This is a genomic window from Bacillus sp. BS98 (assembly GCF_008432245.1).
GTDB classification, from domain to species: domain Bacteria; phylum Bacillota; class Bacilli; order Bacillales; family Bacillaceae_G; genus Bacillus_A; species Bacillus_A toyonensis.
On the sequence record NZ_CP043830.1, the window covers coordinates 3,819,167 to 3,839,448 of the forward strand.

A 20,282-nucleotide genomic window follows, 5' to 3' on the forward strand; every position below is an offset into this window, starting at 1 on the left:
ACAGTTTGGCCTATGTTAGGCCAAACTGTTTTATTTTTTCTCTTCTTTAATTTTAATATTGGCTTGCTTGTAAAATGCAACTTTTTCTGTATTATAAGATTTCGTGAATTCATTAAACTTATCTTTTTCTGACTCAATATCCTTATACGATTGATTTACTACTTTAACTTTCTCACTAATATCTTTTAATTTTGTACCTTTATCTTGTAACATTGTATATAATTCTTTTTCTTGTTTTAACGATTTATTATAGCTGTCATACATTTTGTTAAATGAATCATGTCGTTTCTCATATGTGCTTTTCACTTTATCCGCTTGCTCTTTCAATTTCTTATCTTCAATTTTCTTCACATATTTATCTGCTGATTTCACTTCTTCTTGCGCCTTATTTAAAGATTCTTTTTCTTTTTTAAGCACTTTTTCTCGTTCATCTGTATTTTTCACTGCTTGGTTCAGTTTTTCCTTAACAGTTTGATTATTATCTTTTCCTTCTTGAACAATCTGGTTATATAATTCTTGTCCCTCTTTTTCTAAAGTTTCAAGTTTCTTTGCATCTTCAAACATTGTTTTTTCTTGCTTGGCAGCATTTTCAAATGCTACATATAATTCCTCTTCTGGTTTTGGCCCAAAACAACCCGCTAATAAAACCATTGATAATGTGGCTACAATTGCTAATTTACTATATTTCAACATCTTTTCCTCCTACTTATAAACGATCCTTGTGTAAAAAAGCTATAAAAATCATATAATCCTTCTATACACTTCACACTCGCATCTTTTTTACGAAGATCATCAGTATTGTTTATCATGCTTGTACACATTTATTACTTGAAATTATTTTTCACGTTATTCTCTTTGAATTATGTAGCAGTTTCATGTCCATCTACTAAGTATATTTCACTTTGCACTTTTCATTCTCTACTCACACTATGTATTACCTTAAAATACAATGGAATTCACCAGAGCCATAATAATTAGAAGAACAACTATAATAATTCACCTGATAAAAGATGATTGTCGATCTCTCACATCTATCATTCCCTTTCCGCTTTCTATCAAATAATCTCTTTGTTCATTTTACACAGTACAAATACTACCTCGCAACAACTTACAAATATTCTTTTCCTTTCCTAAAAAGGAAAAGTGTAGAGCATGTTTTCCTCTACACTTTTAAAATGAAACACATTGTGCAAATGCATTGACACATCCATCATAATTATATGCCTATTTCATATATTTTTAAAGACTTTTATTACAATAAAAGTTGTTTTTGTAATAAAAGTCAAAAAAATGTTACAATCCGAATTTCTTCATATCATACTTCTTCAACTCAAAGTTTTACTCATTGTCTTTCAAATTTCTATACTGGTACAATTGATTCTGTGCCTTTCTTAACAATTCTTCAAAAGTTTTCCCTTCTACTGGATAACTAGCAGCCCCAAATAATAACGTCACACTTAATAAACCACTTTCTATTTCACTTTCAATATTTTTCATTAATCGTCGTGTTATTGTTGATTTTTCATGACCATTATCAATCGCTACAATAACATATTTATTTTCATCCCATTTTGTAACGACATCACCTTTTCGAATCGTCTTTACAATAGTAGACTCCACTCTCTGTACTAACGCTTCCAACTTTTTTTCTTGCACTGTTTCCTTTAATCCCTCCCATTCTTTAACGGAAAGAATGTACACTGTAATATTGCGAGAATCTCGTTCAGATAAAGCAGCTACTTTTTCAAAAAAATCAACAACAAAATCATTACTTGCCATTCCCCCTACTTCCATATTCATACGTCCGTTTTCTCTTTTATCATACCAATGGCCAAAGTAACAACTTAGCAACAGTTGCAAAATATAAATAATAAAGACAGTATAAAATGATCGCGAATCTAATTTTGCAATTACATCCTGAAGCGCAATCCATTCCGTAACAGCAACAGTATTCCCTAGTAATAATCCACTAATCTTCCCTTTATGTTTCATACTTCCTCTCCTTTCTATACCAATATATGTTTCTATAACAATAATGTTTTTCTACCAAATAAAAAATGTACATATTCTATGTACATTTCCGCTAGAGCTTGTATTCCTTTTTTATTCTATTTCATATATATACTATATATCGTTTATAGAAAGGAGTGACCTATATGCTACAAAAAGAAAATCTATCAGATGCTATACGTTTACTAGCTGGTTTTTTGTTATCATTAAAGCTACTATTTACCTCTTTCGGAATAAACTTTATTACGAACGATCAAATCGACGCTATTGTAAATGTTATTTCATTTCTATTCATTCTATATTTTGGTTATAAAAATAACTATGTAGGAAAAAAAGGAATCGAACAAAAGAAAATACTCAAGAAGCACAACCTCCATTAAAAAAGGAACCTTTCGCACAGGTTCCTTTTTATCATTGCCGCACCACAACTTCATTTGTTTGCAATGGGCCATATGAGACTGCTTTATGTTGAAATGTGTATGTAGCCTTAAACAATGCAGTTTTAACCGCTTTATCTTTATTTGCTTTTAATTTACAACTTAGTTCCACCTTCTCGTTCGGCAATAAATTATCGATTCTCCACCTTACAAGCTGGAATAAAAACTCGCTCATCCCCTTATTAACCTGCAGAGAATTCGGAATATACAAAAAGTAATCTCTAATCATATGACTTACAACGACTCGTGAAATCACTTCAATTCCTTTATTTTCAACTTCAATTCGCATAATAAGTATGTCGTTTACATCATAGATTAGTTCATATGAAAATTTTTCTTCATACATACTACGGATTTGTAATGTAACTGCTACATTAGGAAGTTCGCCTTCCTTTTTTGAGCCATCAATCCACAATACCGGCTGTAACGGTATTGTATCCCTTCCTTGATCCGAAATTCGCTTCCATATTTTCATAATATATATTCACCTCATTTCAGATGTACCATCCATACAATTCTATTCTTTCGCTTTACACAATAAACTACAAAAATGATGAACGCTTGTTACAAACGATATTTAATAGTTCCCTTCCTTTTATCCTATTCGACAATATAAAGAAAAAACCATTTTTCAACTGTTAACAGGAAGTATTCTTACTGAAATATTTTTTACAATTTACTTCATTGACTTTATAACAATATTCAGTATTGCTCACTCTTTTTCTTTCCATACAAAAGGATATTTTGGTGAAAGAAAAAGTTTGCCTTTTAGTCAAATTTGACTATAATATTCTTTATGGCATGTCAGTGCACTTATGTAAGAGAATTTAAGAGGAACTATGCTTTAGATTTTTATGCGTTGCATTTAAAACTTAATATAGTTTACTTATTATTAAAGGAGGGGCATATTTGGAAACTCAACTATCAAAAAAAGACTCCAACAATACAAAGTTTGTTGTTGCTGGTTTACTACTTGGTATTTTAATGGCAGCAATGGATAATACAATTGTTGCAACCGCAATGGCGACGATTGTCGGAGACTTAGGAGGATTTGACAAGTTTGTTTGGGTCACATCGGCATATATGGTAGCAACAATGGCAGGGATGCCTATTTTCGGAAAACTTTCTGATATGTACGGACGGAAACGTTTTTATATTGGTGGACTCATTCTTTTCTTATTCGGTTCTGCACTTTGCGGGACAGCATCTAGTATTGAACAATTAAGTATTTATAGAGCAATTCAAGGTATTGGTGGTGGCGCCCTTATGCCTATCGCCTTCACAATTATGTATGACATATTCCCGCCAGAAAAACGTGGGAAAATGACAGGGCTATTCGGTGCAGTTTTCGGGACATCAAGTGTATTTGGACCTTTATTAGGTGCCTATATTACGGACTATATAAGCTGGCATTGGGTCTTCTATATTAATATTCCATTAGGGCTTATCTCCTTCTTCTTCATTACTAAATACTACAGTGAATCTCTAGAATTTAGAAAACAAAAAATTGATTGGGCTGGTGCTATTACACTTGTCATTAGTATTATTTGCTTAATGTTCGCACTAGAACTTGGTGGTAAAACGTATGCATGGGGCTCTAATGTAATTATCGGTTTATTTGCAACTGTTGTTATTATGCTTATTATTTTCTTCTTCGTAGAACGAAAAGCAACTGAGCCTATCATTTCTTTCCATCTATTTAAAAAACCTTTATTTGCAGCTAGCCAAGGCGTTGCCTTTTTCTATGGTGCTGCTTTTATCATCTGTACAGTTTATATCCCAATCTTCGTTCAAGGTGTTCTCGGAGGTTCAGCCTCAAATGCTGGATTAATTTTAACACCAATGATGGTCGGCTCTGTAATCGGAAGTCAAACAGGTGGACAGTTAGCTTCACGAACAAGCTATCGTAACATTATGATGGTATCTGGCGTTTTCTTCGTTCTTGGTATTTATTTACTAAGCACCTTAACAATGGACACACCTCGTATGCTCGTAACGCTATTTATGGTCCTCGCTGGACTTGGGGTTGGTTTCTCATTCTCAGTTTTAAGTATGTCTTCTATCCATAAATTAGAAATGAGAGACCGTGGTTCTGCTACATCAACAAACTCATTCTTCCGTTCACTCGGTATGACTCTTGGTGTAACGATTTTCGGTACAATTCAAAATCATATTTTTATTAATAAATTAAACACTGTGTTCCCTCCTGAACTTGCAAAATTAGCTCCAAAAGGTGGAGACACAAGTTTCTTATTATCACCAGGTGCTACCGAGAAGATTCCAGCAGAAATATTAACTGGTATTAAAGAAGCTCTCGCTACATCTATTGCCAACACATTCTTCTGGGCACTGATCCCAGCTGTACTAAGTATTATTTGTATTTTACTTATGGGAAATGAACGCCTATTTACAGGACCGAAAGCGAAACAAAAGCAAAAACAAGTAAGTTAGTATAAAAAAAGGAACGGCATATCCCTTTATGAAAAAGGATATGCCGTTTATAATATGTATAAAATCAAACTTTAATTAGTAGGGATACAGTTTTTATGTACAGGAGTTGAGACAGAATGAGCATGAAATTAGTCATTCTCGGCTTGCTACTCGAAGGAGATAAACATCCATATGAAGTGCAGCACATAATGAAAGACAGACAGATGGATTATTATATTAAATATGCAAAAGGATCACTTTATTACGCCTTCGAGCAATTAGAAAAGCAAGGTGCAATTCGCATTACAACTATTGTTCGTGATACGAATAGACCAGATAAAACAATCTTTCATATAACAGAGGAAGGTAAACAACTATTTCACACGTTACTCTTAAAACAGTTCGAAGCAAAAAACCAAATATATAAACCAATTTATTCAGCACTTTCTTTCACTCATTTTGGTGATGATCAAGAATTGGTTCCAATTTTAGAAAAAAAGAAACATGATACCGTTCAATATTTACATAAAATGCAAACTATATATGATTGCAGTAAAGGAAAAATTCCACGTGCACAACTATATATTTTACAAAGTGTTATTGAGCATATTACCGTTGAATTACAATGGTTAAGCACCCTCCTTAACGATGCCATAGCAGGACGACTTTCAAAATTTGATGTAGATGAAAATTGAGCGAGTAAAGAAGACGTTCCCTCTTCTTTACTCGCTCAATTTTTCTATATTTTCACATTCCATTATATATCATTAATCTGAAAAACACCTAAATTATTCAGAATATCAAGAAATAAAACCTTTAGAATTTTCTTATTTTAAAACAGTAGACAAAATTCCAAAAATTGTGTTAGAATTTGTTTCAATATCATATCGCTTGTTAAATTCCTTTCAAAAGGAAAATAGGTACACGAAAATTTCGTTTCGTGTTTAAAAGGGAAGCTTGGTGAAACTCCAACACGGTCCCGCCACTGTAAATGCTGAGATTTCTTTGTTAGTGCCACTGTGAGAACGGGAAGGTGAAAGAAATTATATGAAGCATAAGTCAGGAGACCTGCCTGTTTTAACAACACTGATAGATTCACGGATGATGATGAGGTGTTAAAACAAAAAGGAAGGCTTATTTTCTATGTCTTTGTACTTTTTGTTATAAGTATTTCCTAGTAAACGGAAATGCTTACTTTCAATTAGGGAGGAATTTAAAATGGCAATTCAAACAAGTAACTTAGGTTATCCACGTATCGGACTACAACGAGAATGGAAAAAAACATTGGAAGCTTTTTGGTCCAATAAAATTGATGAAGAACAATTTTTAACAACGATGAAAGAAATTCGCCTTCAACACGTAAAAGTACAGCAAGAAAAAGGAATTGAACTCATTCCAGTCGGCGATTTTACATATTATGATCACGTTCTGGATACTGCTTATATGTTAGGTTTTATCCCGTCACGTTTTTCTGAGTTTACATCTTACCTTGATGTATATTTTGCAATGGCGCGTGGCTCTAAAGATCACGTAGCTTCCGAAATGACTAAATGGTTTAACACAAACTATCATTATATTGTTCCTGAATATGAAGAGGGATTACAAATCTCTTTAAAAGATAATCGTCCACTTCGCTTATACGAAGAGGCAAAACAAGAATTAGGCGTAGATGGAAAGCCTGTTATTTTAGGACCATATACTTTCTTAAAATTAGCAAAAGGCTATAAACAAGATCAATTTGCTACTATTTTAAAACAGTTAGTTACACCTTACGTACAACTACTTTCAGAACTACATGCGGCTGGTGCACAAATCATTCAAGTTGATGAACCGATTTTCGCTTCTTTAACTAAAGAAGAAATTCAGCATGCGAAAGAAATTTATGAAACTATTCGTAAAGAAGTTCCAAACGCGAATCTTCTTTTACAAACATATTTTGATAGTGTAGAAGAAAACTATGAAGAAATTATTACATTCCCTGTATCTAGTGTTGGTTTAGATTTCGTTCACGGTAAAGAAGGTAATTTAAATGCTATTGCGAAATACGGATTCCCAGCTGACAAAACTTTAGCAGTCGGTTGTATAGATGGCCGTAACATTTGGAGAGCGGACCTTGATGAAATTCTTACGTTATTTACAACGTTACAAAAACAAGTCCAAACAAAAGATTTCATCGTTCAGCCTTCTTGTAGTTTAATGCATTCACCAATTGATAAAACCGAAGAAACTCACTTATCGACTGAACTATTTGATGCGCTAGCATTTGCAAACCAAAAATTAGAAGAACTAGTTCTTATTCATTCTGCTTTGACTCAAGGTACAGAAAGCATTAGTAACGAACTTGAAACATATCGCAATGCGCACCATACAATACGTTCATCTGCTGCACGTAACCGAGAAGATGTCAAAGCAGCACGAACAGCACTAAAAGAAGAAGATTTTTCACGCCCTCTTCCATTTGAAAAACGATACGAATTACAACAAGTTGCTCTGCAGTTACCGTTGTTACCAACAACAACTATCGGTAGCTTCCCGCAAACAACTGAAGTTCGTCAAACGCGAAAAGAATGGCGTAACGGCGTTATCTCAAATGAACAATATGAGCAATTTATTGAAAAAGAAACAGAAAAATGGATTCGTTACCAAGAAGAAATCGGTCTTGATGTTCTTGTTCATGGTGAATTTGAAAGAACTGACATGGTCGAATACTTCGGTGAACGTCTTGCTGGTTTCTCCTTCACTAAAAACGGTTGGGTACAATCGTATGGTTCCCGTTGCGTGAAACCACCTGTTATTTATGGTGATGTTGCCTTTATAAATGGAATGACTATTAAAGAAACTGTATACGCACAAAGCTTAACAGAAAAAGTAGTAAAAGGTATGCTAACTGGACCTGTCACTATTTTAAATTGGTCATTCGTTCGAAATGATATTTCAAGAAAAGAAGTTTCCTATCAAATTGCATTAGCACTTCGTCATGAAATTGAATTACTTGAATCGTCTGGAATTAGAGTAATCCAAGTCGATGAGCCAGCGCTTCGTGAAGGAATGCCACTAAAAGAAAAAGATTGGGATGCATATATTACATGGGCAGTTCAATCCTTCCTTTTAGCAACATCTTCTGTAGCCAATGAAACGCAAATTCATACGCACATGTGTTACAGTAACTTCGAAGATATTGTAGATGCTATTCGTGCATTAGATGCGGATGTCATTTCTATCGAAACATCACGTAGTCACGGAGAATTTATTGATACATTAAAACATACAACATATGAAAAAGGGATCGGTCTAGGGGTATACGATATTCATAGCCCACGTGTACCGAGTAAAGATGAAATGTTTGAAATCGTAGAACAATCTTTACAAGTATGTGATCCTAAATATTTCTGGATTAATCCTGACTGTGGTTTAAAAACAAGAAAAACAGAAGAAGTTATTCCAGCTTTAGAACACATGGTGCAAGCAGCAAAAGATGCTCGTTCCCTTTTAAAAACAAATGCATAACAAAAATGGGTTATCCTTCCTTAGGATAACCCATTTTTTATTCTTTACTTTCAAAAAAGAATTCGTATTGTAGTTTATATAACTCATCATCCGTTGGTTCTTCAAGAGGAATTACCTGCAATACAACTGTATACTCACCATTTGGAATAGGAATTTGAAATTTATTTGAAAGAATACTCGTTACAACGATACATTCATTTTTAATTGTAAAAGGAACCGTAACTGTTCTAATTACTTCTTCTTTTTCAATATGTTTTCCACAAGTCACTTTTATTTCACAAGTATAATCAGAAAGTGCTTCAAAAATAACAGTTCCATCCGCCTTAGCATAACCTCTATCAAAATCTTCATCCGTCCAGTCTACGTAAGGCTGTTCACCGTCATAGTTCATCAACATTAATTGTGAATAAGAAATTGTTAACTCCATCGTTCCCCTTCTCCTTCATTATGAAATATGTAACACTACTTCACTTCAAATTTCACACGCGTACCATCTGGATATTTATCTAACTTATTTCCTACCCAAGAACCTGCTCCGCGATTATCCGCTGGACTTATATATTCAATATGCGCCCCTTTTCCGCCTTCTTTACACATCGCCATTGGCCATTCATCACGATCATAGCCTTTTTTTGATGGATATGGAGCTAACGATAATTTCCTTCTATCTCCAGCACCACCACGATCAATTGTACAAACTTCTGAATGTCCTTCTTTTATAGCATCCGTAATATGTTTCCCTGTCTCTGGATATCGCTCTTTCGGAAATTCTAGAACTTGATCATACGCATTCGTTTTTTTGATACTTGTTTCCTCTGGAACAAGTACTTCATACACCGCTACTACAATAGAAAGAATTGCAATAATTGAAATGATAATACCTTTTAATTGCTTCATGTATACCTCCATGATTCTACCAGTTTCTTTTCCTCCGTTATTATAACAAACTTCTCCTGTATATGTTTTCAGACATTATTTTAGCTCTTCTTCGCCATTCCGCCAAAAATCTCTCATTTTTCTTCATCTTTTCACTAATGCTGTAGAAAACTAATAACCTTCCGACATTCTTTTTCAAAGGAAGTCCTCATAAAAAGATTGAAATGATATATACGATACTTTTTGGGGAGGAAATAACATGGAAGCTATCTATAAAACAAAAGATGTCACGAATAAAACAGGCATCCCAAAACATATAGTCCGTAAATATAGTCAACTGTTAGAGGAACATGGGTATATCATTTCAAAAACAGCTGATGCTCGTATTTATAAACTGGATGATTTAAAACTATTGAAATCTATACATGAAAGAGCTGCTAAACTGCAAGAAGATATTTCAGAAACGATACCTATTATTTTAAAAGAAAAAGAGGCCCCGCCTGTACCCGCTATACAAGATAAGCAAGAAATACAAACGAAAGAAAAAGAAGATGGGCGTAACTTTGAGGAGTTCATGTTAAAACTCGAAATGCTCGCTCAATTAAATGAAGCAATTATTCATCAAAATTCTACTCTAATTACACAAAATCGTTTGAAAGATGAAAAATTAGATGAATTGATGCAACAAGTTTATGTAAAAGAAGGCTCTCAAGAAAAAATGCTACAAGAGTTAGTTGATCACGCCGCTCAAACAGATGCCTTGCAAAAAGAAAAGATGGACTTATTAATGAATCATATGTATAAACGAGAATCCAAGCAAGAAGAAAAAATGAATAAACTCGTTAATCAAATTTATCATAAAGACAGTAACCGTGATACACAACTTATGCAAGTTATTCGCGAAATTCAAGAAACAAAAAGAATGGTCGCCGCCTCAAAAGAACAAGGTTTCTTCCATTCATTTAAAAGTTTATTTAGCCGAACAAAACAAGAAAGAACAAACGAATAAACAATATACAATAAAAAGTTACCTTCCATCGGTAACTTTTATTCCTTACTTCTTACAGCTGGTAATATAATAATCGCTTCAGTACCTTTTCCGCTTTCGCTTTTATATTCCAGTGTACCATTATGCGCTTGTAAAATACTAAATGTCACCATAAGTCCTAATCCTGTCCCTTTTTCTTTTAAAGAATAATACGGTTGTCCAAGCCTTGCTAACTGTTCTTTTGTCATACCAACGCCACTATCTTTAACTCTTATTACGATTGTTTCGTCTTTTTGAACAGCCGTTACTTTTAAATATCCTTTATTTCCTTGAATTGCTTCAATACCATTTTTAACAACATTCATAATAGCTTGCTTCAATTTCGTCTTATCACCAATCGTATAAAGGCTCTCAGAAATCTCAACTTGCAAATATACACCTTGCATCGCTGCAAATGATGACATTAAAGTAGTCATTTCTATAAGTTGCGCGGATAAACAAATGTGTTCTTTTTTCTCAATTTGCGGTCTTGCTAAATTTAAATAATCTGAAATAATTTGTTCCGCCCGATCTAATTCAGCTAATACGAGACGCATATAGTCCTTATTCTTCATTTCTTCCGTACTTTCTAGCAATTGGATAAATCCACGAACAACAGTGAGCGGATTTCGAACCTCATGTGCAACACTTGCTGCTAATTCACTTACGATATTAAGTTTTTCTGATTTTTGCATCTCAGTACGTAGTAATGCGTTTTCATTTAAATATTCCGTTAAATACACCTGAAATACCATAGTCATAACCATAATAAGCGAGGCAAATATAAATCCGCTATATATTTGCGAAATATACGGTGTAAAACCTGTTTCTAACAGCACATTAATTATACCAAATACTAGAAAAACCAACACATAAAATGACGAAATCATAAATGCTAAAATTAGCTTCTTACCCCTTGAAAAAAGAGACCATTTCTTTGATAAGAACAATGGAACTATCAATAGAAATATTACTTCTACAACTGGAAGAATGCTCATTCCTTTTAGTGCCCATTCATATGTAACAAAAATAACTGCTGGGATTAAACCGACAATCCCACCATATAAAAAACCACTGACAATTGGGATTGGGTGAAAGTTATACCCGCAAACATTGTCAAAACAAATAGAATATGTCATGGAGAGAACGAGCGTAACGCTAGATAAAAACATAATAAAGTAACGATTCGGCTTCGGAGGCATTTCTTGATAGCGATTTAAACGAATCGCTTCATATAAAAATAATGGCAAAATAATGATGGCAATTTGGATCAATAAATCACGGATAAGCTCCATAGCCTCTCATCCCCTATATGTATTTTGATATGATTATATCATTTTATTAGTTTATTTGTTTTAAAATTTTGATTTTTCTTAACATATTTGTTAATTCTTTGTTAACAACACATATTAATTGTTACAGATTTTCGAAATGATTGTAAACCCTGTACCAAATTTCCTTCATGCAGTATACAATGAATACGGATTACAAAGAAAATATAAAAAATACTTCACTAGACGGACAACTATAGTAAAATACAGCATATAATCCATACTATCTATGTTTACAAATAAGTGATCATTACTTTAGTAGGAGGAAGATAAATATGGCAGGTACTACGCTTGTTTTAAAAGAAGAAAATTTGGTAGTTCTAGAAAATGTTGAAAAATCAGTGTATGAGGAATTACAGCATAAAACAGGAGAAGCAGATTGCACATGTGCTGTGAACGAATCAGTTGTTCACCTTGGCAAAGTATCCTCTGTACTTTGGAATGAAGATGAAATAGATTGGGAATACGGATACTAAAAAGCCGCTTATAGCGGCTTTTTTTCTGTTCTCTCTTTCTAAATTTCATATACAAAGCGCAATCATAGAAAGTATGATAAAATGAACTTAATTTTCAAACGGAAGAAAGGGAGATACAATGGAACAATTCATTAATCCTAGAGTAAAGGACATCCAAATTTCTGGAATCCGCCAATTCTCTAATATGATTCAAAACTATGATAATCTTATCTCTTTAACAATTGGGCAACCCGATTTCCCTACACCTTCTCTCGTAAAAGAAGCGGCAAAACGGGCCATTACAGAAAATTATACAAGCTACACACATAACGCTGGTTTACTAGAATTACGAAAGGCCGCTTGTAACTTTGTAAAAGATAACTACGATTTACATTATTCAGCTGAAAACGAAACCATCGTTACAATCGGTGCTAGTGAAGCAATTGACGTTGCATTCCGAACGATTTTAGAGCCCGGGACAGAAGTAATTTTGCCTGCTCCTATTTATCCAGGTTACGAGCCTATTATTCGACTATGCGGCGCAACGCCAATTTTTGTAGATGTTCGTGAAACTGGATTTCGTTTAACTGCTGCAGCACTAGAAAATGCTATTACAGAAAAAACGAGATGCGTCGTACTGCCATATCCTTCTAATCCAACTGGTGTAACTTTATCAAAAGAAGAATTAAAAGATATTGTATCAGTCTTAAAAGATAAAAATATTTTTGTTCTTTCAGATGAAATTTACAGCGAACTTGTATACGAAGAAAAACACACATCTATCGCCCATTTCCCAGAAATGCGTGAAAAGACGATCGTCATTAACGGTTTATCTAAATCACATTCTATGACTGGCTGGCGTGTTGGACTTTTATTCGCACCAAACTATTTAGCAGGACATATTTTAAAAGTTCATCAATACAATGTAACATGTGCTACTTCAATCGCCCAATATGCCGCAATCGAAGCATTAACTGCCGCTAAAGACGCACCGAAGATGATGCGCCACCAATACAAAAAACGCCGTGATTACGTATATAATAGACTCACTCAAATGGGGCTAACAGTTGAAAAACCAACAGGTGCATTTTACTTATTCCCATATGTTGGCCATTTAACATCTTCATCATTTGATTTTGCACTTGATCTAGTAAAAGAAGCTGGACTAGCCATCGTTCCTGGAACAGCATTTTCTGAGTATGGTGAAGGTTATCTTCGCCTTTCCTATGCATATAGTATCGAAACTTTAAAAGAAGGCTGTGATCGTTTAGAAGCCTTTCTACATAAAAAAGCTAAGAGTTAAACTCCTAGCTTTTTTATGCATAATGATCACATGTTTGACGCTTCAATAATTTATGCGGAATAATGATACACTTGGCAGTAGATTCAGCATTCTCCACTTTATCAACTAAAGCTTTTGCTGCTTCATATCCTAACTGATATATATTCACATCAACTGTTGAAAGCGGCGGACTCGCAATTTCTGATAATAAAGCATTATTAAAGCTTACAATTGAAACGTCTTTCGGTACAACGAATCCTTTTTTAGAAAGCGCACTTAACACACCAAGTCCAATTAAATCATCCGTAGCTATAATTGCTGTCGGTGGTTGTTTTAGTCCCATTAACTCTTCAACAGCTTGTTGACCACTTTCCCTTGAAAAATCAAAATGTAAAATATACTCTTTCGGTAATACAATGTCTGCTAATTTTAAAGCATCACTCATACCTGCTAAACGATCTCTTGTTACAAGTAAATCTGAGCCACCACCAATGAACGCGACCTGTTTATGTCCTAGTGAAATTAAATATTCTGCCACTTCTCTTGCAGCTGTATAATTGTCATTATCTACATATGTGATTTCATCTTTTCGATCATATGGTTTTCCAATTAAAACAAACGGGAAGTTTTGGTCATGCAAGTATTGAATAATCCGATCGTTCTCTCTTGAATATAAAAGAATAATACCACCAATTTGACGCCCTTGTACCATTTTTACAACACCATTAAAAATTTCATCTTCCGTTTCACCTGTCGACATATAAAGTGCATACCCTTCCACATGTGCAAATGAACTAATTCCTCTTATAACTTCCGGGAAAAACGGATTTTGAAAAGCTTTACTTGCAGAGCTTGGCATAACAAGACCAAGTGTCTTCGTCGTTTGGTTCGCAAGGTTTCTTGCATTTAAATTTGGATGATATCCTAATTCACTCATTACTTTTCGAACACGGCGCTTTGTCTTTTCACTTATACTTGGATTATCAGCAATTACACGAGAAACAGTTGATGGTGCTACGTTCGCCTTCTTCGCCACATCTTTAATTGTAACTGTCATAAAAAATCCCCTCCTCTCACTTCTCTGCCATTTTTCATATATTTTATCTTGCACTCGTTGCAAGTCATAGGAGAAGTCATAAACTTTCATTTATTTATTTTATCTTGCAAAACTTATCATATTCTCCCTCTCCATGTATTGTAAGGGATATAGCTCTTTTTTCCTATACTATAATATACTATTTATTTCACTTATTTTCACATGTGATGTCAAATCTCTTTTCATCTCCCTATAAAGCTTTTTATAGGGAGATGAAAAGAAAAATGGGACGTAATGTCCCATTTTTCATCCTTTCGTACCTCCAGCTGTTAAACCAGAGATAAAGTATTTTTGTAGTGATAGGAATAAAATTGAAATTGGGATTGCAATTAATACTGAACCCGCTGCAAACGTCGTAAATTCATTACCAAATTTCTTCGCTACCATTTCATATAATCCAACTGCTAAAGTATAATTTTCTGGTGTGCGCAAAATGATACTCGCTAAAATGAAATCTGTAAATGGACCGATGAAAGTGAATAACGCTACAACCGCTACGATTGGCTTTGCAAGCGGCATAATGATTTGCCAAAAAATACGAAAATGCCCTGCTCCATCCATACGAGCTGACTCATCCAATTCTTTCGGAATCGTATCAAAATACCCTTTCATAAGCCATGTATTCATAGGGATTGCCCCGCCTACATAAATTAAAATTAATGCAAGGTGTGTATCAATTAATCCTGTTAACTGCGCTAATACGTATAGAGCGATTAACGCTGCAAAGTTCGGAATCATTTGCAGAATTAAAAATGTTAGTAAGCCATTTTTTCTTCCAACAAAACGGTATCTCGAAAATGCATAAGCAGTAAAACTAATTGCTAACACTGAGAAAATCATCGTTAAAACACTTACTTTTAATGTGTTTTTATACCATAGTAAGTAATTACTATTCTCTAGATCTAATAACTTACGATAATGATCTAACGTTGCATTTTGCGGAATAATACTTGATCCAGATAAACTATCACCCGGATTAAACGATGAGCCAATAATCCATAATAATGGATAGAAAATTATGGCACACATTACAAAAATAACGAAATAGCTTAATGAGAGACGTAACATCTTCTGTCTTTTAATATTCATTTACATCATATCCTCTTCTTGGAATGATTTTGTTCTCTTAAATTGCCATAACGCAACTGTAATAACGATTAACGATAAAATCATTGTAAGAGCTGCTGCTTTCCCGTACTGCGCTGAAGTCATCGTCAACTTATAAATCCATGAAATTAAAATATCTGTTCCACCTGCATCTTGTCCAGCTACAGCAGGTCCTCCGCCGTTAAATAGATAGATAATACTAAAGTTATTAAAGTTAAACGTATATTGCGTAATTAATATTGGTGCTGTTGCATATAAAACAAGTGGCAATGTAATTTTACGAAACTGTTGCCAAGCTGTCGCTCCATCTACTGTAGCCGCTTCATATAATTCTCCTGGAATCGATTGCAAAATACCTGTTGTCATTGCAAAGACGAATGGGAACCCAAGCCACGTTTGAATCATAATTAAAGCTATCTTCGCCCAAAATGGATCTGTCATCCAAGCTATCTTTTCAATTCCGAATAACGCCAATACTTGATTGTTAATTGCTCCAAACGTTTCATTAAACATACCAGAGAAAACAAGAATAGATACGAATGCTGGAACAGCCCACGGTAAAATGAAGATTGTTCGAATAATTGCCTTCCCTTTAATACCAGGCTGATTTACGATAATCGCTAAAAAAATACCGAGTGCAACTTGTAATGTCGTTGCAACGAATGTCCAAATGACCGTCCAAGAGAATACACTTAAAAATGTCTCTCTCCACATCGGTAGTGTGAAAATATCAATAAAGTTTTTAAAGCCCACCCAATCTACTAATTTAGCTGGAGGAGAATGATATAAATCATAGTTCGTAAATCCAATTAAAATTACGAAAATGATTGGAAATACAACAACAAAGATAAGTAGTAGAAAACCTGGCGAAACCATTAAATACGGAAAGCCTTGATCTAATAAATTACGGTATTGCTCTTTTACAGAGTTTAAAGGTGTTCCGATATCACGTTTCTTTCCATTTTGATACGCATCATATAAATTAAATGCATATATTCCGAGTCCAAACCCGATAACGATAAGTGCTAAGATCCCTTCCACTAATAGAAAGACAGAATGATCACGTGGAACTTCTGTACCAAGCGTTACAATCCCCCATAATCCCATATTTAATAAATCAGCAAAGGCTACAATAAATGAACCTGTTAATACTAGAAAAATAAGACCTTTTACAAATTGTTTATTATACATTTGGCCCACGCCCGGAATGATTGATAACATGGTTGCCATTTTCCTATGTTTTGAACCGTTCATATCTTTCATTGGTTCCATAGATGTTTGCATATTCCTTCCCCCTTTTTTCTTCCTACTTGGAAGGGAGAGAATTCGTGCCCCTCATATTAGAGGCACGAACTTCACCTTATTTTTTCTTGTTATGATTTGCCTCAATATTACCTTTAATTTGCTTCACTGCACTATCAAGAGCTGCTTTTGGCGCCTCTTTATCTGTAACAACTAATTGAAGGGCATCTCCAGCTGGTTTCCATACTTCTTGCATTTCTGGAATGTTTGGCATTGGAATTCCATTTTCTGATTGCGTTGCAACCGCTTTTGCAGCTTCGTTATCTTTAATAATCGGATCTTCCATTACTGATTTTACTGGCGGAATTTCTTTCGTTTTCTCAAATCTAATTTTCGCGTTTTCTTCATTCGTTACCCATTCAGTGAATTTAGTAGCTAAATCATTTTGTTTAGAGAAGCTTGTTACATGCCATCCTTTTACCCCAACGAACGTTTTCATCGGTTGACCATTTGGTAATTTTGGCATTGGAGCAACACCATAATCAATTCCGTTCTTTTCCATCGCTTGGAACGCCCATGGTCCGTTCATGATAGAAGCTGCTTTTCCTTCATTAAATAATCCATCAGCAGCAGGTCCACCAGATTCACCGATAATACCTTTCGGGAATAGTTTTTCTTTGTACCATTTCTGAAGATATTCAGCACCTTGTACAGCACCACTATTATTTAACCCAACATCACTTGCATTTGGTTTTCCATCTTTTTCACCAAACACATAACCACCCATACCTGCCATGAATGCATTAGCAAAGTAGAAATTATCTCCTAATGTTAAAAATCCGTACTTGCCATCCTTTGTAAAATCTTTTGAGAAGTTAAACAATTCGTCCATTGTTTCTGGTGCTTTTTGCATAAACTTTTTATTGTAAATAAAGACTGGTGTTTCAATCGCTTTTGGTAAGCCATATAGTTTCCCGTTATATGTCTGTGCTTCTATTGATAAATCAGTAAACTTACTCTTAACAGCATCATCTGCTTTCACTTCAGAAAGTAAGCCCTCTGTTACTGCATTTCCGATTTGATCGTGTGGCAATGTTACAACATCCGGTCCAGTCCCCGCTGGTCCATCAAGACGTAACTTCTTCACTTGATCTGTCATTTGCATTTCAACAACTTTTACTTTTACTTTATATTTTTCCTCAAAGCTTTTCACTGCTGGTTCTAAACCAACGCCTTTTTTATCATCTTCCCAAACGAGAAGGTCATAGTCTTTCTTCGCTTTACTTTCCTCTTTTTTCCCTGAATCTTTCGGCCCACATGCAGATAACATACCAATTGATAATGCCGAAACCGTTAATAATGATAATGCTTTCTTCATCCCCAAAAACCTCCCTAAATTGTCTATGTACCTCACTAATTGAAAACGTTTGCATTTGAAAGTTTAATAGAAGCGCAAACCTTATCTCAAATCTATGAAAACGTTTGCGCTATTTGTCTATCATTATACATTCTTTTATTCATTTTGCAAATATTAATTTTAAAAATAATGTCATTATGCTCTTTATACATTGACTTTATATGAAATGAATACTACTCTTATAAGCAATATTAAAGCTAATAGAAAGGCAATCGTTTGCAATACAGGCTTTATTATTACATTTAAGGGAATAATATGTATAGAGATATTAAAGGGGGATTTTCTATATGCTTAAAGAAGCCGTTTACCATAGGCCGAAAGATAATTATGCATACGCTTACGATGAAAAAACAATTCACATCCGAATACGTACTAAGAGAAACGATGTTCAAATCGCCACTCTTATTTATGGTGACCCTTACGAATGGACAGATGGAAAATGGATTACGTCAAATACGCCGATGAACAAAACTGGTTCTACTGCATTATTTGATTATTGGTCCATTTCAATCGAACCAAAATTTAAGCGCTTACGTTATGGATTCGAATTAAAAACTGAGACAGAAACTCTTATTTATGCAGAACGAGGCTTTTTCTCAAACATTCCAGATGACGATGTCGGTAACTTTTTCTGCTTTCCATTCATTCATACAAAAGACGTTTTCATGGCACCACCTTGGATTAAGGACACAGTATGGTATCAAATCTTCCCAGAACGATTCGCTAACGGGGACAGCACATTAAATCCAGCAAACACCCTCCCTTGGGGAAGTACCGAACCAACTCCAACTAATTTTTTCGGAGGAGATTTTGCTGGTATTATTCAAAACCTTGATTACCTTGTTAAACTTGGGATTTCCGGAATATACTTCACACCTATTTTTAAAGCTCATTCAAACCATAAATATGACACTATTGACTACATGGAAATCGATCCGCAATTCGGGACGAAAGAAACTTTCAAAGAACTTGTTGGGGCATGTCATAAACACGGTATAAAAGTAATGCTCGATGCTGTGTTTAATCATAGTGGCTACTTTTTCGATAAATTCCAGGACGTACTAGAACATGGTGAAAAGTCAGCCTATAAAGAGTGGTTCCACATTCATGAATTCCCAATTATAACCGAGCCACTTCCTAATTATGATACTTTCGCATTTACACCGTATATGCCTAAATTAAATACTGCACACCCAGATGTAAAAGAATATTTACTTGAAGTAGGGCGTTATTGGGTAAGAGAATTCAATATAGACGGTTGGCGCCTTGATGTAGCAAATGAAGTTGACCACTGCTTTTGGAGAGAATTCCGAAGTGAGATAAAGGCGTTAAATCCTGAAGTATATATTTTAGGAGAAATTTGGCACGACGCCCTCCCATGGCTACACGGAGATCAATTTGATGCTGTCATGAGCTATCCTGTTACAAATGCTCTACTTTCTTACTTTGCTAACAATTCCATTAAAGCAAGTGAATTCATGAAACAAATTACAGAATCCCTACATTCCTACTCTATGAATATAAATGAAGCCGCATTTCATTTATTAGACAGCCATGATACACCAAGAATATTAACAACATGTAACGGAGATAAAAATAAGTTAAAGTTACTCTATGTATTCCATCTTTCTTACATCGGCTCTCCTTGTATTTATTATGGAGACGAAATCGGTATGGATGGCGGCATGGACCCGGATTGCCGCAAATGTATGATTTGGGATACAAAAGAACAAGACCATGTATTATTTACACATATACAAACATTACTTTCATTACGAAAACAATATAAAGCATTTGGAGGACATGGTACATTCCAATTCATCGAAGCAAATGATGAACATAATTACATTTCTTATACGAAAACATATGGAGATGAAACTATCTTTTTCGTTTTAAATCCTACTAACGATGAAATTACAGCTTCACTCCCTATCCATATTACAAGGAAGAAAATAGTCAATATATATACAAACGAAGAATTTTCAGCAGAAGCAAGTGTATTACAAGTTACACTTCCACCGCACGGATTCTCAATATTAAAATGGTAATAGAAAAAGCCTTATGC

At 34.5% G+C, this 20,282-nt stretch carries 18 protein-coding genes and 1 riboswitch; of the genes, 8 read left to right on the plus strand and 10 right to left on the minus strand.

Annotated elements, in window-relative coordinates; translation table 11 throughout:
• Window positions 1-30 precede the first annotated feature (30 nt).
• Together F0362_RS19640 and F0362_RS19645 are read right to left on the minus strand one after the other, a co-directional pair.
• Entirely contained in the window at window positions 31-693 is a 663-nt protein-coding gene (locus F0362_RS19640) for a YkyA family protein (protein ID WP_000922477.1), read from the minus strand.
• 645 nt (window positions 694-1,338) lie between these two features.
• Window positions 1,339-1,992 carry a diguanylate cyclase domain-containing protein gene (locus tag F0362_RS19645; RefSeq protein ID WP_000680808.1) on the minus strand — a complete coding sequence of 218 codons (654 nt, stop codon included), beginning with the start codon at window positions 1,990-1,992 and terminating at the stop codon, window positions 1,339-1,341.
• A 164-nt stretch (window positions 1,993-2,156) separates the two neighbouring features.
• On the opposite strand from F0362_RS19645, the gene F0362_RS19650 reads away from it, so the two are divergent.
• Entirely contained in the window at window positions 2,157-2,390 is a 234-nt protein-coding gene (locus tag F0362_RS19650) for an SPP1 phage holin family protein (RefSeq protein WP_000939445.1), read from the plus strand.
• Between the two features lie 31 nt (window positions 2,391-2,421).
• Here the strand turns inward: F0362_RS19650 and F0362_RS19655 are convergent, their stop codons facing one another.
• Window positions 2,422-2,922 (minus strand): hypothetical protein, encoded by a 501-nt coding sequence (locus F0362_RS19655; RefSeq protein ID WP_000708172.1) that lies wholly within the window; start codon window positions 2,920-2,922, stop codon window positions 2,422-2,424.
• 434 nt (window positions 2,923-3,356) lie between these two features.
• On the opposite strand from F0362_RS19655, the gene F0362_RS19660 reads away from it, so the two are divergent.
• The 3 genes from F0362_RS19660 (at window position 3,357) to metE (ending at window position 8,384) form a co-directional block, all read left to right on the plus strand.
• The gene (locus F0362_RS19660; protein WP_000449890.1) at window positions 3,357-4,898 is read left to right on the plus strand and encodes an MDR family MFS transporter; all 1,542 of its coding nucleotides are present in this window, start codon (window positions 3,357-3,359) and stop codon (window positions 4,896-4,898) included.
• Between the two features lie 116 nt (window positions 4,899-5,014).
• Complete coding sequence (locus tag F0362_RS19665; RefSeq protein ID WP_000062055.1) at window positions 5,015-5,572, plus strand: PadR family transcriptional regulator; 558 nt, start codon at window positions 5,015-5,017, stop codon at window positions 5,570-5,572.
• A gap of 206 nt (window positions 5,573-5,778) precedes the next feature.
• A riboswitch (cobalamin riboswitch) is annotated at window positions 5,779-5,968 on the plus strand.
• Between the two features lie 127 nt (window positions 5,969-6,095).
• Window positions 6,096-8,384 carry a 5-methyltetrahydropteroyltriglutamate--homocysteine S-methyltransferase gene (metE, locus tag F0362_RS19670; protein ID WP_001007623.1) on the plus strand — a complete coding sequence of 763 codons (2,289 nt, stop codon included), beginning with the start codon at window positions 6,096-6,098 and terminating at the stop codon, window positions 8,382-8,384.
• Window positions 8,385-8,421: 37 nt separating this feature from the next.
• Here the strand turns inward: metE and F0362_RS19675 are convergent, their stop codons facing one another.
• Together F0362_RS19675 and nucA are read right to left on the minus strand one after the other, a co-directional pair.
• Window positions 8,422-8,811 carry a competence protein ComJ gene (locus F0362_RS19675; RefSeq protein ID WP_000424018.1) on the minus strand — a complete coding sequence of 130 codons (390 nt, stop codon included), beginning with the start codon at window positions 8,809-8,811 and terminating at the stop codon, window positions 8,422-8,424.
• 35 nt (window positions 8,812-8,846) lie between these two features.
• Window positions 8,847-9,281, minus strand: a complete 435-nt coding sequence (gene nucA / locus F0362_RS19680) for a DNA-entry nuclease (protein WP_000811503.1) — start codon at window positions 9,279-9,281, stop codon at window positions 8,847-8,849.
• Between the two features lie 238 nt (window positions 9,282-9,519).
• Here nucA and F0362_RS19685 point away from each other — a divergent pair, with 238 nt between their 5' ends.
• Window positions 9,520-10,269 (plus strand): DUF3967 domain-containing protein, encoded by a 750-nt coding sequence (locus F0362_RS19685; protein WP_000387494.1) that lies wholly within the window; start codon window positions 9,520-9,522, stop codon window positions 10,267-10,269.
• A 38-nt stretch (window positions 10,270-10,307) separates the two neighbouring features.
• Here F0362_RS19685 and F0362_RS19690 read toward each other — a convergent pair whose 3' ends face one another.
• Window positions 10,308-11,582 (minus strand): sensor histidine kinase, encoded by a 1,275-nt coding sequence (locus tag F0362_RS19690; RefSeq protein WP_000420366.1) that lies wholly within the window; start codon window positions 11,580-11,582, stop codon window positions 10,308-10,310.
• 311 nt (window positions 11,583-11,893) lie between these two features.
• Between F0362_RS19690 and F0362_RS19695 the strand changes: the two genes are divergently transcribed.
• Window positions 11,894-12,094 (plus strand): hypothetical protein, encoded by a 201-nt coding sequence (locus F0362_RS19695; protein WP_000929282.1) that lies wholly within the window; start codon window positions 11,894-11,896, stop codon window positions 12,092-12,094.
• 118 nt (window positions 12,095-12,212) lie between these two features.
• A complete protein-coding gene (locus F0362_RS19700) occupies window positions 12,213-13,376 on the plus strand; it encodes an aminotransferase A (protein WP_149889929.1) in 1,164 nt (387 codons plus the stop codon).
• A gap of 13 nt (window positions 13,377-13,389) precedes the next feature.
• Here F0362_RS19700 and malR read toward each other — a convergent pair whose 3' ends face one another.
• From malR to F0362_RS19720, 4 genes are all read right to left on the minus strand, one after another.
• Entirely contained in the window at window positions 13,390-14,412 is a 1,023-nt protein-coding gene (gene malR / locus F0362_RS19705) for a maltose operon transcriptional repressor MalR (protein ID WP_000219032.1), read from the minus strand.
• A gap of 285 nt (window positions 14,413-14,697) precedes the next feature.
• Window positions 14,698-15,540, minus strand: a complete 843-nt coding sequence (gene malD / locus F0362_RS19710) for a maltosaccharide ABC transporter permease MalD (protein ID WP_001022595.1) — start codon at window positions 15,538-15,540, stop codon at window positions 14,698-14,700.
• Window positions 15,541-16,842 (minus strand): maltosaccharide ABC transporter permease MalC, encoded by a 1,302-nt coding sequence (gene malC, locus F0362_RS19715; protein WP_001195001.1) that lies wholly within the window; start codon window positions 16,840-16,842, stop codon window positions 15,541-15,543. It lies immediately after the preceding gene.
• 76 nt (window positions 16,843-16,918) lie between these two features.
• The gene (locus tag F0362_RS19720; protein WP_000709915.1) at window positions 16,919-18,178 is read right to left on the minus strand and encodes an extracellular solute-binding protein; all 1,260 of its coding nucleotides are present in this window, start codon (window positions 18,176-18,178) and stop codon (window positions 16,919-16,921) included.
• 326 nt (window positions 18,179-18,504) lie between these two features.
• Between F0362_RS19720 and F0362_RS19725 the strand changes: the two genes are divergently transcribed.
• Window positions 18,505-20,265: an alpha-glycosidase gene (locus tag F0362_RS19725; RefSeq protein ID WP_000910469.1), complete on the plus strand. Its 1,761-nt coding sequence runs from the start codon at window positions 18,505-18,507 to the stop codon at window positions 20,263-20,265.
• The last annotated feature ends 17 nt before the right edge of the window (window positions 20,266-20,282 follow it).

Coding starts and splice junctions, on each gene's coding strand:
- F0362_RS19675 (WP_000424018.1), bottom strand. CDS start 8,811: ATGGAGTTAACAATTTCTTATTCACAATTAATGTTGATGAACTATGAC.
- F0362_RS19645 (WP_000680808.1), bottom strand. CDS start 1,992: ATGAAACATAAAGGGAAGATTAGTGGATTATTACTAGGGAATACTGTT.
- malD (WP_001022595.1), bottom strand. CDS start 15,540: ATGAATATTAAAAGACAGAAGATGTTACGTCTCTCATTAAGCTATTTC.
- F0362_RS19690 (WP_000420366.1), bottom strand. CDS start 11,582: ATGGAGCTTATCCGTGATTTATTGATCCAAATTGCCATCATTATTTTG.
- F0362_RS19655 (WP_000708172.1), bottom strand. CDS start 2,922: ATGAAAATATGGAAGCGAATTTCGGATCAAGGAAGGGATACAATACCG.
- F0362_RS19720 (WP_000709915.1), bottom strand. CDS start 18,178: ATGAAGAAAGCATTATCATTATTAACGGTTTCGGCATTATCAATTGGT.
- malR (WP_000219032.1), bottom strand. CDS start 14,412: ATGACAGTTACAATTAAAGATGTGGCGAAGAAGGCGAACGTAGCACCA.
- F0362_RS19725 (WP_000910469.1), top strand. CDS start 18,505: ATGCTTAAAGAAGCCGTTTACCATAGGCCGAAAGATAATTATGCATAC.
- F0362_RS19700 (WP_149889929.1), top strand. CDS start 12,213: ATGGAACAATTCATTAATCCTAGAGTAAAGGACATCCAAATTTCTGGA.
- nucA (WP_000811503.1), bottom strand. CDS start 9,281: ATGAAGCAATTAAAAGGTATTATCATTTCAATTATTGCAATTCTTTCT.
- F0362_RS19685 (WP_000387494.1), top strand. CDS start 9,520: ATGGAAGCTATCTATAAAACAAAAGATGTCACGAATAAAACAGGCATC.
- F0362_RS19640 (WP_000922477.1), bottom strand. CDS start 693: ATGTTGAAATATAGTAAATTAGCAATTGTAGCCACATTATCAATGGTT.
- F0362_RS19650 (WP_000939445.1), top strand. CDS start 2,157: ATGCTACAAAAAGAAAATCTATCAGATGCTATACGTTTACTAGCTGGT.
- malC (WP_001195001.1), bottom strand. CDS start 16,842: ATGCAAACATCTATGGAACCAATGAAAGATATGAACGGTTCAAAACAT.
- metE (WP_001007623.1), top strand. CDS start 6,096: ATGGCAATTCAAACAAGTAACTTAGGTTATCCACGTATCGGACTACAA.
- F0362_RS19665 (WP_000062055.1), top strand. CDS start 5,015: ATGAGCATGAAATTAGTCATTCTCGGCTTGCTACTCGAAGGAGATAAA.
- F0362_RS19695 (WP_000929282.1), top strand. CDS start 11,894: ATGGCAGGTACTACGCTTGTTTTAAAAGAAGAAAATTTGGTAGTTCTA.